Source organism: Mycobacterium sp. NGS35, from assembly GCF_059812855.1.
Window position 1 is genome coordinate 17,446 of record NZ_JCALDL010000002.1, and the last position, 15,347, is coordinate 32,792.

Sequence of the window (15,347 nt, forward strand, 5' to 3'; positions counted from 1 at the left end):
CGCAACGGAGTGACATTCGTGACCTACCCAGGACCGCCGTGGGGCGGGCAGCCAGACGACGGTTCTCCCGGCCGATATGGCGGGCCGAATCCGGTCGGTGGCGCCACGCCGGCCGGCCCGCCACCACACCCGGGCCCTGTGCCCACCGGCGTACCGCCTCAAGGGTGGGGCTCGGCTCAACCGCCGATGCCGCCGGGTGCACAGCTCCCGCCGGGTGCACAGGTTCCGCCGGGTGCGCCGCTGCCGCCGGGTGGGCCGACGCCGCCGCACCCGCCGATTCCGCCGTTCGGTCAGCCCGCGCAACCATGGATGGGCGGTGCAATGCCGCCGCCTCCACGCAAACGCAGGGCACTGGGCGTCACGCTGTTCACCGCGGCGGTGGTGCTCGCCGTCGCGGTCGTGGTGGCCGCAATCGTGTTGACCACCGGGGGCAACAGCAAGTCGGGCGGCGGATCTGCCAAAGACGCCGTGCAGGCGTACATGGACGCCCTCGCCCACGGAGACGCCGACGCGGCACTGGCTCTGGGCAGATCCACCCCCGGGTCGAAGCAGTTCCTCACCGACGAGATCCTGAAGAAGCAGATCGAGAAGGCGCCGATCACCGACATCGTCGTCACCGGCGACGACAACAAGAACGAACTCGGCAGCGCCAAGGTCGAAGTCTCCGCGAGCTTCGGTGGTACCGATTCACGAACTGAACTGTGGGTCAAGCAGTTTCGCGACGAATGGAAGCTCGACACCGCTGCGATCAAGTTGACCATCAGCCCTCCCAGTGTCGAGAATGCAGCGCTGAAGACCGTCACGATCTTCGGCGTTCCCACCAACGGCGCCGACAACGTGTATGTGTTCCCGGGTGCGCTGGACATCAAGTCGTCGAATCCGTACATCGACATCAAGGCCGAACCGGTGTTCTTGGAAGCGCTGAGCGGCGGTGACGCCGGGACCGGGCTGAACACCAAGGTGACGTTGAATGGCCAAGGTCGCAAGGCCATCGCCGCTTCCGTCGAAGGTTGGCTGCGCAGCTGCTTCTCGGCCACCCCGGCCGCAGGTTGCGAGAACTACACCTATCCGGCCGGCGTGGATCCCCGCTCGGTGAGCTACAAGTCGGCCGAAGGCCTGGACAAGCTCAACATCTTCGTCAACGAGTACACGATGCAGGCGCAAGTGATGGGATCGACGCGGGCCATCCTCGCCGCCAACGGCCGCAACGGGCCAACCGAGCTCGAATCGAAGGATTTCATCAATGGAACCGTCGACCTCACCAAGAACCCGCTCGCCTTCACACCAGCCTGAAAGGTGTCCATGACCGCAACGCGCGTCCAGCCCAACCGTGACGAGATGGAGTTCGCGTACCGCATCATCGGCGCAGTCTCACAAGCCTTTTCGGCGAAGGTGGTCGGGCAGTCCGGCTTGCAGGAGTCACTGCTGATCGGCCTGCTGACCGGCGGCCACGTCCTCGTGGAAGGCGTGCCCGGGCTGGCCAAGACCACCGCGGCACGGGTGATGGCGAACGCGATTCACGGCACCTTCCGCCGCATCCAGTGCACACCGGACCTGTTGCCCAGCGACATCCTGGGCACTCAGGTCTACGACGCGACCACCAATTCGTTCACCACACAACTGGGCCCGGTGCACGCCAATATCGTGCTGCTCGACGAGATCAACCGGTCAAGCGCAAAAACCCAGAGCGCGATGCTGGAAGCCATGGAGGAGCGCCAAACCACCATCGCCGGTGAGGTGCACAAGATTCCCGAACCATTCCTCGTCGTCGCCACTCAGAACCCTGTCGACCAGGAAGGCACCTATCCGCTCTCCGAGGCGCAGTCGGACCGGTTCTTGCTCAAGCACCTGCTGGCCTACCCGTCGCCCCAGGAGGAAGCCGAAGTCGTGTTCCGCATCGACGCGGGGGTGTACGACGGCGACGGCTCTACCCCGCCGGTGATCAGCCTTGACCAAGTGCGCCAGCTGCAGCATGTTGTCCGCAACATCCACATGGATCCCGTTCTGGTGCATTACGTTACGCAGCTCGTCGACGTCACCCGTAACCCGTCGCGCTACCTCAGCCCGCAACTGGCCAGGCTCATCGAATACGGCGCAAGCCCGCGCGCCACGATCGCGTTCGCTAAGGCGTCGCGTGCGGTCGCGGTGCTGTCCGGCCGCAACCACGTCGTGCCCGACGACATCAAAAAAGTCGCACACCGCGTGTTGCGGCACCGGCTGATCCTCGGGTTCGAGGCCGGAGCCGAGGGTGTGACCCCGGACGTGATCGTCGACAACGTCCTGCGCGCCGTGCGGGTGCCCTAGCCCGAATGACCAAGCTGCTCAACCGCGCTCGAACCCATTTCGGCACGGACACCAAAGGCCTGCTGGAAGGCGGACACTACGCGCTGCTGCACACCCGCAGCCTGGAATTCGACGAGCTGCGCCCCTACGTCGCCGGCGACGACGTGCGTGACATCGACTGGAAGGCGTCGGCGCGGTCGCGCTCCGTGCTGGTCAAGCGGTTCGTCACCGAACGCCACCACAAGATGGTGCTGGTCGCGGACGCCGGACACAACATGTCGGCGCTCGCGCCCAGCGGTGAGGTCAAGCGCGATGTCGCCGCCAACGTGATGGGCGCTATCGGGCTGATCGGGATCAGCCGGCACGACGAGATCGGCATGGTGGTCGGGGACGCCCGCGGCTCGGCGCGAATTCCGAACCGGCGCGGCGAAACTCACGTGGAAAGCATGCTGGCGCGATTCGTCGGCCTCACCGCCTCGCCGTCGGCCGGCAGCGACGTCATCGAGCAATTGACTTACGTACGCAACAACTTTCGTAAGCGGCTGGTGCTGGTCGTGGTGTCGGACGAACCGGAGATCTCCGACCGGTTGGCGGCGGTTCTATCCGACCTCGCCAGTCGCCACGACGTCTATTGGGCACTGATCGCCGACATGCCGGCGGTCGGCACCCCCGCGGACGAGCACGACGGATACGACGTGGCCAGCGGCCGATACGTACTCAACGGTGCCACGCTGGGTCCGCGCGTGGTGCACGCCTACCATGCCGCCGAAGAAGCACGGATGGCTGCACTGGACGGTTTCCTGTCCGGGCATCGCATCCGGCACGCCAGGATCACCGGCAGCGGCGGCATCCGGCGCGGCGTCGTCACACTGACTGCGGGGAACCGCCGTGCCGACTGACCGCGATTTGCTGCGTTACATCGGCGCTCCGCTGCCGTACTCCCCGTGGTGGTATGTCGCGGCAGGGTTGGTCGTCGCCGCAGTGCTGCTGTGGTGGTCGGTGATTTATGTCTGGACACTGCCGCCGGCTACGCTGCGGCAGCTTCCTGTCTTGCGTGCCATCCACGGCCGGGTGCTGCGCCGCAAGTTCGTCTCGGCCATCGGGCGCATCCGCGCCGATCACCGCGCCGGGCGTATCGCCACGCGGGAAGCCTGCGCAGCGATCAGCCGCACGCTGCGCAGCTTTCTATCAGCCGCAACGGGTGTTCGGGCCCAGTACCTGACGCTCGACGAGATCAGCGCCGGGCCGCTGGCGCCCGCTGCGCCGGTGATGGCGGTCCTGGTCGACGGCCAGTACGTCGCCGACGCGGCCGTCGACGTCGACGCGGTCGGGCGCTCGGCCGAGCAGGTGATCTCAGCGTGGACCTGAGGTGGTGGCCGCTGCTGGCCGTCGGCGTCGTCGTTCTGGCCGGATGCGTCGTGGCGGCTGCCATGAGCCCGATGACCAAGGTTCAGCGGTGGCTGCGACCGCTGGCCAACGTCGAACGCCTGACTCGGCTGCCGGCATACCGTCGCGTGTATCGCACGTACTTCCTGTCGGTACTCGTCACCGGCGTGCTGCTCGTCACGTTGTTTGCAGCCGCGCTGCTGGCGGCGTCGCGGCCACAGGGCTATTCGGCGACCGTGCGGGAATTCGACGCCCTTTTCCCTGAGGACATCATGCTGTGTGTCGGCCAACCCGTCACCGACCCGGCGACGGCTGATTTTCTGCAGTACTTCGCCCGTGCCTCAAAGGGATTCACCGATCAACGGCTGGGCGTGACGTCGCCGACACTGCGGGTGCTGCCGCTCACCCGTGACCACGACTTCGTGTCCCGCCGGCTCGACGAGTTCGCGAAACTACCTGCGCTGCAAGCTGATTACCAGGCCCACCGGCCGATGTCGGATGCCGACGTGCAGGCGCTCGATGCCGGCATCACGCGATTCTCCAGAACAGTGACCTACGTCGACTACGCCCGCAGCGTCGAAGACGTTCTCGCCCTGTGCATGACGGGCTTCCCACGGCCTGAGGACAAGGGCACTCACCGCCGCTCGATCGTCTACCTCGGATACAGCGCGTTCCACGGCTCCGACGAGCGCAGGCCGTCGCTGTACACCGCCGAGCAGGTCACCGAGATGGCCGCCCGACAAGGCGTCCAGGTCAACGCGATCGCACGCGCCGACGCGCCGAACCTGCCGTCAGGCGCCGACGACACCCTGAAGGGCATCACTGCGGGTACCGGCGGAAAGTTCTTCTCGTACAACCCTGTTGGCACGCAGGGTAGTGCCGGAACGGCGAACGGGTCGCCGCTGGCGGGATATCTCGACGAGATCCGCAGTCACCCGCCGGAGGCGGTCACTCCCGGCGGCAAGACGATCTCTGCGCGCAGCTGGGACGCACCGAACACGGTGCTGCTGATCACGGTGGTGTGCGGGGCGCTGCTGGTGACCTCGTTGGCGGTGTTGCGCCGATGACGTTCCTTCCCATCGTGCGCCCGGAGCTGCTGTTGGCGCTGACCGGTCTGGTGCTGGTGATCCGGATGGTCGCCCTGTACCGGGTGCTGGTGCGCACCGGACGCGGCGGGTACCGGCGTGTCGTATTGCGTTGGAGCGGGCTGACTTTGGCGCTTCTATTGCTGTTCATCGCGGCGTTCCGCCCCGGTCTGGAACCTGGCGAACGGGGCCCGCAGACGCGACAGAACGCCGTCGCCGATCCGGACGTCAACGTCTTCTTGGTGATCGACCGGTCGGTCGATTCGCGGGTCGAGGACTACGCGCCCGAGCAATCGAGGATGTCCGCGATCCGGGCCGACGCGCTCGCGCTGGCTGACGAGTTCCCGCGTGCGCGGTTCGCGGTCATCGGGTTCTCGGCCAAGGCTGCGCTGGAATGGCCGCTCTCCGACGATGTGTGGAGCCTGCGGTCCATGCTCAAAGGCCTCTCGCCCTACATCGTCGTTCCGCGCGACGCCGTCCACCGGGTCAATTCGGGCGCCGCCGCGCAAGAGCTCTCCCGTCAGCTCGAGCTGGCCCACAAGCTGTACCCGGGTTCGCACAACGTGGTGTTCTACTTCGGCGAAGGTGCCGGCGGCTCGGACGCGAGCCAGACCGCGTTCACTCCGCCCGACGGTGCAATCGCCGGTGGCGCAGTGCTCGGATACGGAACCGAGGCCGGCGGCCTCATCCCGGTGGGCATCGGCGCGAATGGAGCGCTCTACGCCGTCGACGAACAGACGCGGCAACCGGTGGTGTCGGCGATCGACGAGACGCGGCTCAAGACCGTCGCCACTCACCTCGGTGTGCCGTACTTCCACAGGTCGCCCCAGAACAACATCGCGATGGTGGTTCCGTCGTTGCCGCCGACCGCCGGCGATGCCTCAGCTCAGGTATCCCAGCGCATCCGGGTCATCGAACGCACCGAGCTCTACTGGGTATTCACCCTGCTGGCATGCGCGTTGCTTCTCGTCGAGGTCGTTGCCACTGTGCGCGAATTCCGCCGCAACCGGTTGAGTCACACCCTCTCAGCGAAAGTGACGCGATGAGATTGCGCAGAGCCGACGGGTCGCCGCTGTCCCGCATCGGGCTGTGGTTTCAGTCGGGGCCGTCGCGGCGCAGGCTGCGTCGGCGTCTGTTCCTGTACTCCGCACCCGTGGTGGTCGTGATGCTCGCCGCAACGGGTGTGATGATCACCCTGGTGATCAAAAGCAACTCTGCGCGTAGCGATTTCGCGCAGCACAACCTCGACGCGTTGCGCTCGGACGTCTCCTTGTTGCAGACCTTCGCGATCATCGAACCCGCCAAAGCCGGCTTCGCCGACGGGGACCTCGAGCTTCTCGAGGGCCGGTTGACCGACGCGGAGAAGTCGTTCGCCCGCGCGCTGCCCCGCGTGACCGGGCAGCAGTCGTGCCCAATCCGTATCAACCTGGTGCTGGTGCGAGAAACGTTGGGGGACAGGGCCGTCGGGGACCGCGATACCAAAGCCGCAGTGGCTTGGTACGAACAGGCACGCGCGGTGGTTGCCGACGCTCCTGCGGGCTGCTTTCGCGACAGCACCGATCCCAACATCGAACGTCGCGCCGTCCTGACCGACACCCCGGACCGACTGGACCGCAAGATCGCCGCTTTGACGACGCCACCACCACCCGCCGCGCCGCCTCAGCCGCCGCAAGCGCTTCCGCCGCAGCCGCCACCTACGTCGCTGACTCCCACGTCTGCGCCGATTCCCGAACCACCGAGTGCACCAACGTCGCCGCCGACTTCGCCGCCCGCCGCGGCGCCCCAGCCGCCGCCTCCAACACCTGGATCGAACGGGCCGCCCGTGCCGGTGATCGGCCCCAGCGACTCGGCACCCGACCCGCAGGGGCCGAGCGCGCTCAACGGCGTCTCGCCGGATCGCTTACCGCTTGTCGACGGACAGTCGCCGGCCGCCAACAAACTCGAGCCGGGCAGCGGCGACCCACTCGACAAGCTACGGGTGCTGCTCGACGACGCCAACGCGTCCGGCGACAACAGCGAGTGACGGGCTAGCGCAGGATCGTCGCGACGATGCCGGCCAGATAACCCAGCCGGGCCACCTCCGACGGCCGGAAATCCGGACCGCCCGGACGGCCCAGCAGCACCGCGCAGTTCGGATCGCCCAGCGGCGCAGCTGCCAACGTGGTGTCCATGTCACGCCATACGCGCGGCACCCAGTCGGCGGTGCCGTCCAGCGCGGCCGGGTGGTCGAGCGGCAACCACGGCGCCTCCTCGGCGACCGTCTCAGGAGAGCTCGGACTGCCGACGATCCGCTCGAAGCCATGGTCGTGCAACCGCACCACCGTGCACCAGCCGACGCGCAGCACTCGCGGCGCCTCGTCGGCGAGGATCTGCAACTTGCTGCGCCGGTCCCGTCCCGCCGCGACGTGATCGATCAGCTCCAGTTCGCGGTGTGCCTCCAGCAGCCCAGTGTGCGGCCGGATGCTGTCCACGCGAACGCCGTTGAGCGCTTCTGCCGCGGTGATCAGCGTGTCGGGCATGGCGCCGGGCGGTAGGTCGACGACGAGGTCGTCGATGGCCAGGCCGGAGAGTCGCTCGACCACGTCGAGGGAGAGGATGTCGGCGCCCACCGAGCCGAGCGCCACAGCCAGGGAGCCGAGGCTGCCCGGTCGGTCGACCAGCGAAACTCGCAGCAGATAGGAAGGCACGGCCAACACTGTCGCACAGCAGCCTCGGCCAAGCAGGCCGGGTGAGGGGCGCCTGACTAGGCTGTCCGAACGTGGCTCAACAGATTTCTCGCGACGAGGTGGCCCGTCTGGCCAAACTGGCGCGCCTTGCGCTGACCGACACCGAGCTCGACAGCTTCGCCGGGCAGCTCGACGCGATCTTGGGCTACGTCAGCCAGGTGCAAAGCGTCGACGTCACCGACGTCAAACCCACCGGCAACCCGCTCAAGGACGTCAACGTCACTCGCCCCGACGTCGTCGAGCCGTGCCTCACTCAGGAGCAGGCGCTGGCCGAGGCGCCCGAGGCTGTCGACGGGCGGTTCGCGGTGCCGCGAATCCTGGGGGAGCCGCAGTGACCGAGCTGATTCGTCTGGATGCTGCGACGCTGGCCGAAAAGATCGCGAGCGGTGAGGTGTCGTCGGTCGAGGTGACGCAGGCCTGCCTCGACCAGATCGAGGCCACCGACGACCGCTACCACGCGTTTTTGCACGTTGCTGCCGACGCGGCGCTGGCCGCAGCCGCCCGCGTGGACGCCGCGGTGGCCGCAGGCGAGGCGCTGCCGTCGGCGCTGGCCGGAGTGCCGCTGGCGCTCAAGGACGTGTTCACCACCACCGACATGCCAACGACATGCGGCTCGAAGATCCTCGAGGGCTGGCGCTCGCCATACGACGCGACGGTCACGCAGCGGCTGCGTGCGGCGGGCATTCCGATCCTCGGCAAGACCAACATGGACGAATTCGCAATGGGCAGTTCGACCGAGAACTCCGCGTTCGGTCCCACACGCAACCCGTGGGACGTCCAACGCGTGCCGGGCGGCTCGGGCGGTGGCAGTGCCGCGGCGCTGGCGGCGTTCCAGGCGCCATTGGCGATCGGCACCGACACCGGTGGCTCCATCCGCCAGCCGGCGGCGCTGACCGCGACCGTCGGCGCCAAGCCCACCTACGGCACGGTGTCGCGCTACGGATTGGTGGCGTGCGCGTCGTCGCTGGATCAGGGCGGTCCGTGCGCGCGCACCGTGCTGGACACCGCGCTGCTGCACGCGGTGATCGCCGGGCATGACCACAAAGATTCGACGTCGGTAGAAGCCGAGGTGCCCGACGTCGTCGCCGCGGCGCGAGCAGGCGCGGCAGGCGATCTGACCGGCGTGCGCATCGGCGTGGTGAGCCAGCTGCGTGGTGACGGCTACCAACCGGGCGTGCTGGAGTCGTTCAACGCGGCGGTCGAGCAGCTGACGAAGCTCGGCGCGGAGGTCAGCGAGGTGTCGTGCCCGCATTTCGAGCACGCGCTCGCGGCGTACTACCTGATCCTGCCGTCGGAGGTGTCGTCGAACCTCGCCCGCTTCGACGCCATGCGCTACGGCTTGCGCGTCGGCGACGACGGCACGCGCAGCGCCGAAGAGGTGATGGCGCTGACACGCGCGGCAGGCTTCGGCCCAGAAGTCAAGCGGCGCATCATGATTGGCACCTACGCGCTGTCGGCCGGCTATTACGACGCGTACTACAACCAGGCGCAGAAGGTGCGCACGCTGATCGCGCGCGACTTGGATGCGGCGTACCAGAACGTCGACGTGCTGGTGTCGCCGACCACGCCCACCACGGCGTTCCGGCTGGGGGAGAAGGTCGACGATCCGCTCGCGATGTACCTGTTCGACCTCTGCACGCTGCCGCTGAACCTGGCCGGACACGCGGGGATGTCGGTGCCGTCGGGCTTGTCGCCCGACGACGGGCTCCCGGTGGGACTTCAGATCATGGCGCCGGCGTTGGCCGACGACCGGCTGTACCGGGTCGCAGCCGCCTACGAGGCCGCCCGTGGCCCGCTGCCGACCGCGATCTGACGCTCGGCGAGCAGACACCAAATCACACAATCCCGCGCTCGGTAGTGCGATTCTGCGTCTGCTCGCGCAGGCCCGGGGCAGGTAGCAAGATGGGCCACATGCGCATTGGAATCCTCACCGGCGGCGGCGACTGTCCGGGCCTGAACGCGGTGATCCGCGCAGTGGTACGCACGTGCGACTCCCGCTACGGCTCCTCGGTGGTCGGCTTCCTGGACGGGTGGCGCGGGCTGCTCGAGGACCGCAGAGTCCAGCTGCACAACGACGACCGCAACGACCGGCTGCTGGCCAAGGGCGGCACCATGCTGGGCACCGCGCGGGTGCATCCGGACAAGCTGCGCGCCGGGCTCGACCAGATCAAGCAGACGCTCGACGACAACGGCATCGACGTGTTGATCCCGATCGGCGGTGAAGGCACACTGACCGCCGCCCACTGGCTGTCCGAAGAGAACGTGCCCGTCGTCGGCGTGCCCAAGACCATCGACAACGACATCGACTGCACCGACGTGACATTCGGCCACGACACCGCCTTGACCGTCGCCACCGAGGCCATCGACCGCCTGCATTCCACCGCCGAGTCACATCAACGGGTCATGCTCGTCGAGGTGATGGGCCGTCACGCCGGCTGGATCGCGCTGAATGCCGGGCTGGCGTCGGGCGCTCACATGACGCTGATCCCTGAGCAGCCGTTCGACGTCGAAGAGGTGTGCCGGCTGGTCAAGCGGCGCTTCCAGCGCGGCCAGTCGCATTTCATCTGTGTGGTCGCCGAGGGCGCCAAGCCGGCTGCGGGCTCGATGAAGTTGGCGGAGGGCGGCATCGACGAGTTCGGCCACGAGAAGTTCACTGGGGTGGCCGCGCAGCTGGCGGTCGAGGTGAACAAGCGCATCAACAAGGAAGTCCGGGTGACTGTTCTCGGCCACGTGCAGCGCGGCGGCACACCCACCGCGTACGACCGCGTGCTGGCCACCCGCTTCGGTGTCAACGCCGCCGACGCCGCGCACGCCGGCGAGTACGGGATGATGGTGTCGCTGCGCGGGCAGGACATCGGGCGGGTGCCGTTGGCCGATGCGACACGGCAGCTCAAGCTGGTGCCGCAGAGCCGCTACGACGATGCGGCGGCGTTCTTCGGCTAGGTTCTCAGCTTGCGCGTCGAGGTCACTCGCGCTTGAAGGCTTCGCGGCGGATCATCTGCCACACTGTCGGGGTGTTCTCGATGGTCGAAATGACGACGGCCTTGCCGGCAGTGCCGGCATCGCCTGCCAGCCTGGTCATGTAGTCGGCGAGGTCGATGCGGGCGGTGAAGCCGCCAACCGGTTCCCGTTCGCCCGCAATGTATTTCGTCGGCGCATCTGTGTCGAACAGGCCCGATGGCCGCACGATCGTCCAGTCCAGGCCGCTCTCGCGAACGATGTCTTCCATGCGGCGCTGGTCGTCGTAGGTGCTCTTGCCGATGGTGCGCTTGATGATCGGCTCGACCATCCGCAATGCAAACGGGGCGTCGATACGGTTCGGATAGTGGTGTGCGCCTGTCGAACTGACCACGACGAGTCGTCGCGGTCCGTTCTGCTTCATGGCAGCGATGATGTTGCGCACGCCCACTGAATACGTGTCTATGGGACGCATGCTGAACGGCACGCCCAAGGTGGATAACACGGCGTCGGCGCCGTCGATGACCTCGATGATCGAGGCGCCATCGCGTACGTCGGCGGCCGCGACGGTCAGCGCGGCGCCAGTGATCGGAAACTTCTCGGGGTGACGCGTTACTGCCACGGCGGCGTGACCGCCGTCGAGCACGCGGTGGGTTAGTAGCCGTCCCGTCTGACCATTGGCGCCGAAGATGACGATCTTCACGCCGCCTCCTTAGATAGTCACTAATAGTGATTATCACTCTAAATGATAATCATCGAGGGTGCTAGCGTTCGTACATGAGCGAGCCCTCGACCGGCATCTCCGAGCTGCACCAGCGGATCCCCTTCCTGCTGTCACAGCTCGGTGTCTACCTCGCCGAAGACTTCGTCCGCCGACTGGAACCGTTCGGGGTTCGACCGCGCACCTACGCGGTGTTGATGTCACTGAACGCCGATAACGGGCAGTCGCAGCGCGAGCTGTCGACCCGGCTCGGCATCCATCGCAACGTGATGGTGAGCGTCATCGACGACCTGGAGCGCCAAGGGCTGGTCAAGCGCATGCCCCATCCGGCGGATCGGCGGGCATTCGCCGTCACCCTGACCGGCAAGGCCCGCGAGCTGCTGCCTTCGCTCGATGCGCAGGGCCGCGCGCAGGAGGACGAGATCACTGCGACGCTGACCGCCGCAGAACGCAAGACCGTGCTGCGTCACCTGCAGAAAATGTCGGCCGCGGCCGGACTCATCCCGGGTGTGCACCCCAAACTCGGGTGAGCGCACCCAACTAGACTCGGCCACATGACTGTCGCCGCTCCCGACCTGCTCGACTATGACGAGGTCGTGGCGCGCTACGAGCCGGTGCTCGGACTCGAGGTGCACGTCGAGCTGTCCACTGTCACCAAGATGTTCTGCGGCTGCCCCACCGCGTTCGGCGCGGAACCCAACACTCAGGTGTGCCCGGTGTGCCTCGGCATGCCTGGCGCGCTGCCGGTGCTCAACGAGGCGGCGGTGGAGTCGGCGATCCGGATCGGCCTTGCGCTGAACTGCCACATCGTGGATTGGTGCCGCTTCGCGCGGAAGAACTACTTCTATCCGGACATGCCGAAGAACTACCAGATCTCCCAGTACGACGAGCCGATCGCGGTCGACGGCTATCTCGACGTGCCGCTGGACGACGGCACCACCTTCCGGGTCGGCATCGAACGCGCGCATATGGAAGAAGACACCGGCAAGCTGACCCATCTGGGCAGCGAGACTGGACGCATCGCCGGCGCCACGCAGTCGCTGCTGGATTTCAACCGTGCCGGTGTGCCGCTGATCGAGATCGTCACCAAGCCGATCGTCGGCGCCGGTGAGCGGGCACCGGAGATCGCGCGGGCCTACGTCACGGCCCTGCGAGATTTGTTGCGCGCGTTAGGCGTTTCCGATGTCCGGATGGACCAGGGTTCACTGCGCTGCGATGCCAACGTCTCCTTGATGCCAAGGGGCGCAGCAGAATTCGGTACTCGCACCGAAACGAAGAACGTCAATTCGCTCAAGAGCGTCGAAGTGGCGGTTCGCTACGAGATGCGCCGGCAGGCCGCGATCCTGACCGCCGGCGGACGCGTGCACCAGGAGACACGGCACTTCCACGAAGACGGCTACACCTCACCGGGCCGCAGCAAGGAATCCGCTGAGGACTACCGGTATTTCCCGGAGCCGGACCTCGAGCCGGTCGCACCCAGCGCAGAACTGGTGGCGAAGCTGAGGGATACGCTGCCCGAGCTTCCGTGGTTGCGGCGCAAGCGGATTCAGCAGGAGTGGGGTATCTCCGACGAGGTGATGCGTGACCTGGTCAACGCCGGCGCCGTCGAGCTCGTCGCCGCAACGGTCGAGCACGGCGCGTCCAGCGAGTCGGCCCGGGCGTGGTGGGGCAACTTCCTGGTGCAGAAGGCCAACGAGGCGAACATTCCGCTCGACGCGTTGCCGATCACGCCGGCGCAGGTGGCCGACGTGGTGAAGCTCGTCGACGACGGCAAGCTGTCGAACAAGCTGGCCCGTCAGGTCGTCGAAGGTGTGCTGGCCGGCGAGGGCGAACCCGAGCAGGTGATGAAAGCGCGCGGGCTGGAGCTGGTGCGCGACGACTCGGCGCTGCAGGCCGCGGTCGACGAGGCGCTGGCCGCCAACCCTGACGTGGTCGAGAAGATTCGCGGCGGCAAGGTGCAAGCGGCCGGCGCGATCGTCGGTGCGGTGATGAAGGCCACGAAAGGCCAGGCCGACGCGGCCCGGGTGCGCGAGCTGGTGCTCGCCGCCTGCAGCTAGACCAGGTCGTCCTTCGGCCGCGGGAAGCCGCCGCCTGTCTTGAACAACGGGAACACCACGTCGTCGAGCTTCATCGCGTCGCCGAACGTCTTGTTCACGGTCGCACCCCAGATGTTGCCGTCCGGCGACACGGCCAGCGCCCAGGCGTGCCCGTGCTCGTCTTGGCGCAATACCTCCGGCTCGCCGGTGACCGCACCGGATTCGGGCGCCATCCGCACCGCGACGGTCTGTTTGGCGTTGACGAGGTTCACCAGGATCGTGCCCGCAAGTGCCGCACACCCCGCCACGCCCGGCTTGTCAGGCCACGTCCACACCGTCGACGTCTTCGAGTCGGCCGTGATGCGCTGCAACCGGTCTGCGGTCGGCGTGCGGTCGGTGACGTAGAGCGACCCGTCGGTCGGGTCGGTGCAGAGTCCGCCGGCCGACCCCATGTTGGACATCGCGGTGGTGATCGGAGCCTGGTTGACGGTGGTCGGCTGCTCGATCCGAATCAGCTTGCCCGCAAGCGAATTCGGATCGGCGGCCAGTGCCGGATTGCCGGCATCACCGGTGAGCACCACCAGCGTCGTGGGGCTGGTGAAGATCAGCGCACCGGTGTTTCCGCTGGCGCCCTTGGGAATTCCGGTGAGGATGTCCTTGGGCACGTCACCGTCGGCGATCCGGATGACGCGGTTGTCGGTGGGGGTGCTGACGTACGCGTACATCAGTCGGTCTTGTGCGTAGGTCGGCGACAACACGATGTCCATCAGGCCGCCGTCACCGGATCCGTCGACCGGGAGCACGACTTTGACCTTCGGCTCGGCGTTCACGGACACCTCTTTGACCGCGCCGGTGGTGCGCTCGGCCACCAGCGCCGACTTGCTGTCCGGCAACATGATCAGCCCGCTGGTGGATTCCAGGCAGCCTTGCATGACGCCGGGCGCGGGGCACTGCTTGGGGAACGGGTTGTCCGGCAGCGGGGGAGGCGGCGGCGGGCTGCTGGTGGGCGGCGCCACCAACTTGGGTTCGGTGGTGAACGGCTGCGACGCGGCGTCGTCGAACCGGGCGCAACCGCTGACTACCAGAGCGGCGGCAAGCGTCGTCGCCAGTACCGCTCGCACCGGTCCGCGCATCCGCATGCCCGCCAGGTTACGGACAGCTGGGTCGGGCCCGCCACGCCGACACCCTTCCCGCGGAACCCTCGCAGGCATCGGACTGGTAAAGGTGCGGTGACGGCCCGGCACCAATCCACGGATCGGCGGTTACTTGCCCTTACCCTGGCCCAATGCACCCGCATGACTCGCGCGCATGGCAACGGCCGGACAATGCGTCGCAGGCGTCCGCTCTTCGCGCAAGCGGCTCGTCGCAGCCCTCGCGCCCCGCTTCGGCACGCTTGGTCGACCCCGAGGACGACCTGCCGTCAGCCACATACGGTGGCGACTTCGAAACCACCACGATCCCGCACTACAACTCCGTCGATTCGGTTCCGTCCGGACTTCAGCTGCTCGCCGACCCGGAACCGTTGCCGTACGTCGACCCTGACGGGTCAGGCCGGCACGGTGTGGTGCCGTCGGCAACGGAGTTCGACGACGACGTCGACCCGCGCGTGGCGGCGGCCCGCCGGCGCGGCACCCAAGACCTGGGCCTGCTGCTGTTGCGGGCAGCGATCGGGGCGATCCTGATCGCGCACGGACTGCAGAAAGCGTTCGGTCTGTGGGGCGGTCAGGGCCTCGACGGCTTCAGGAACTCGCTGAGCGACATGGGATACCAGCACGCCGGTCTGCTCACGTACCTGGCGGCGGGCACGCAGTTGACCGCGGGGATGCTGCTGATTCTCGGCTTGTTCACGCCGTTGGCCGGAGCTGCCGCACTGGCGTATCTGGTCAACGGACTAGCGGCCAGCGTCGCGATGCAGTACGACGCCGGCTACATCGGGTTCTTCCTGCCCGACGGCAACGAGTATCAGCTGCTTCTCATCGCGACGACGGCGGCGGTCATCCTGGCCGGTCCGGGCCGTTACGGACTGGATGCCAGCCGTGGCTGGGCGCGCCGGCCGTTCCTCGGGTCACTGGGGGCGCTGATCCTCGGGATCGGCGTGGGAGTGGGCACCTGGATCCTGCTCAACGGCAGCAACCCGCTCACCTGACCCGCT

Annotated in this window: 16 protein-coding genes; 13 read left to right on the plus strand and 3 right to left on the minus strand. The window is 67.4% G+C overall.

The window, feature by feature from the left end:
* The first annotated feature begins 18 nt into the window (after positions 1-18).
* The 7 genes from AC5Y4C_RS04995 to AC5Y4C_RS05025 are packed head-to-tail and all read left to right on the plus strand — an operon-like array spanning position 19 to position 6,777.
* Complete coding sequence (locus AC5Y4C_RS04995; protein WP_499963216.1) at positions 19-1,293, plus strand: hypothetical protein; 1,275 nt, start codon at positions 19-21, stop codon at positions 1,291-1,293.
* A gap of 9 nt (positions 1,294-1,302) precedes the next feature.
* On the plus strand, positions 1,303-2,304 hold the full coding sequence (locus AC5Y4C_RS05000; RefSeq protein ID WP_499963214.1) for an AAA family ATPase: 1,002 nt from the start codon (positions 1,303-1,305) through the stop codon (positions 2,302-2,304).
* Between the two features lie 5 nt (positions 2,305-2,309).
* On the plus strand, positions 2,310-3,182 hold the full coding sequence (locus tag AC5Y4C_RS05005) for a DUF58 domain-containing protein (RefSeq protein ID WP_499907987.1): 873 nt from the start codon (positions 2,310-2,312) through the stop codon (positions 3,180-3,182).
* Entirely contained in the window at positions 3,172-3,651 is a 480-nt protein-coding gene (locus tag AC5Y4C_RS05010; RefSeq protein ID WP_499963212.1) for a hypothetical protein, read from the plus strand. Before AC5Y4C_RS05005 ends, AC5Y4C_RS05010 begins: the two co-directional genes overlap by 11 nt.
* On the plus strand, positions 3,642-4,736 hold the full coding sequence (locus tag AC5Y4C_RS05015; protein WP_499963210.1) for a vWA domain-containing protein: 1,095 nt from the start codon (positions 3,642-3,644) through the stop codon (positions 4,734-4,736). The genes AC5Y4C_RS05010 and AC5Y4C_RS05015 overlap by 10 nt, the downstream gene beginning before the upstream one ends.
* On the plus strand, positions 4,733-5,800 hold the full coding sequence (locus AC5Y4C_RS05020) for a vWA domain-containing protein (protein WP_499914158.1): 1,068 nt from the start codon (positions 4,733-4,735) through the stop codon (positions 5,798-5,800). Before AC5Y4C_RS05015 ends, AC5Y4C_RS05020 begins: the two co-directional genes overlap by 4 nt.
* Positions 5,797-6,777 carry a hypothetical protein gene (locus AC5Y4C_RS05025; protein ID WP_499914160.1) on the plus strand — a complete coding sequence of 327 codons (981 nt, stop codon included), beginning with the start codon at positions 5,797-5,799 and terminating at the stop codon, positions 6,775-6,777. The genes AC5Y4C_RS05020 and AC5Y4C_RS05025 overlap by 4 nt, the downstream gene beginning before the upstream one ends.
* A 4-nt stretch (positions 6,778-6,781) precedes the next feature.
* Here the strand turns inward: AC5Y4C_RS05025 and AC5Y4C_RS05030 are convergent, their stop codons facing one another.
* Complete coding sequence (locus AC5Y4C_RS05030; protein WP_499907992.1) at positions 6,782-7,441, minus strand: ACT domain-containing protein; 660 nt, start codon at positions 7,439-7,441, stop codon at positions 6,782-6,784.
* A gap of 71 nt (positions 7,442-7,512) precedes the next feature.
* On the opposite strand from AC5Y4C_RS05030, the gene gatC reads away from it, so the two are divergent.
* From gatC to AC5Y4C_RS05045, 3 genes are all read left to right on the plus strand, one after another.
* Positions 7,513-7,815: an Asp-tRNA(Asn)/Glu-tRNA(Gln) amidotransferase subunit GatC gene (gatC, locus tag AC5Y4C_RS05035; protein ID WP_499907993.1), complete on the plus strand. Its 303-nt coding sequence runs from the start codon at positions 7,513-7,515 to the stop codon at positions 7,813-7,815.
* Positions 7,812-9,293, plus strand: coding sequence for an Asp-tRNA(Asn)/Glu-tRNA(Gln) amidotransferase subunit GatA (gatA, locus tag AC5Y4C_RS05040; protein WP_499963208.1), 1,482 nt, complete (start codon positions 7,812-7,814; stop codon positions 9,291-9,293). The genes gatC and gatA overlap by 4 nt, the downstream gene beginning before the upstream one ends.
* Before the next feature lie 98 nt (positions 9,294-9,391).
* Positions 9,392-10,423: an ATP-dependent 6-phosphofructokinase gene (locus AC5Y4C_RS05045; RefSeq protein ID WP_499907995.1), complete on the plus strand. Its 1,032-nt coding sequence runs from the start codon at positions 9,392-9,394 to the stop codon at positions 10,421-10,423.
* 22 nt (positions 10,424-10,445) lie between these two features.
* Here AC5Y4C_RS05045 and AC5Y4C_RS05050 read toward each other — a convergent pair whose 3' ends face one another.
* On the minus strand, positions 10,446-11,141 hold the full coding sequence (locus tag AC5Y4C_RS05050; protein ID WP_499963206.1) for an NAD(P)-dependent oxidoreductase: 696 nt from the start codon (positions 11,139-11,141) through the stop codon (positions 10,446-10,448).
* A gap of 74 nt (positions 11,142-11,215) precedes the next feature.
* On the opposite strand from AC5Y4C_RS05050, the gene AC5Y4C_RS05055 reads away from it, so the two are divergent.
* Together AC5Y4C_RS05055 and gatB are read left to right on the plus strand one after the other, a co-directional pair.
* Positions 11,216-11,689 (plus strand): MarR family winged helix-turn-helix transcriptional regulator, encoded by a 474-nt coding sequence (locus tag AC5Y4C_RS05055; RefSeq protein ID WP_499963204.1) that lies wholly within the window; start codon positions 11,216-11,218, stop codon positions 11,687-11,689.
* 24 nt (positions 11,690-11,713) lie between these two features.
* Positions 11,714-13,216 carry an Asp-tRNA(Asn)/Glu-tRNA(Gln) amidotransferase subunit GatB gene (gene gatB, locus AC5Y4C_RS05060; protein ID WP_499914169.1) on the plus strand — a complete coding sequence of 501 codons (1,503 nt, stop codon included), beginning with the start codon at positions 11,714-11,716 and terminating at the stop codon, positions 13,214-13,216.
* Here the strand turns inward: gatB and AC5Y4C_RS05065 are convergent.
* Complete coding sequence (locus tag AC5Y4C_RS05065; protein WP_499963202.1) at positions 13,213-14,334, minus strand: PQQ-dependent sugar dehydrogenase; 1,122 nt, start codon at positions 14,332-14,334, stop codon at positions 13,213-13,215. The two genes, gatB and AC5Y4C_RS05065, sit on opposite strands and share 4 nt — an antisense overlap.
* 146 nt (positions 14,335-14,480) lie before the next feature.
* On the opposite strand from AC5Y4C_RS05065, the gene AC5Y4C_RS05070 reads away from it, so the two are divergent.
* Positions 14,481-15,341 carry a DoxX family protein gene (locus AC5Y4C_RS05070; RefSeq protein WP_499914173.1) on the plus strand — a complete coding sequence of 287 codons (861 nt, stop codon included), beginning with the start codon at positions 14,481-14,483 and terminating at the stop codon, positions 15,339-15,341.
* The last annotated feature ends 6 nt before the right edge of the window (positions 15,342-15,347 follow it).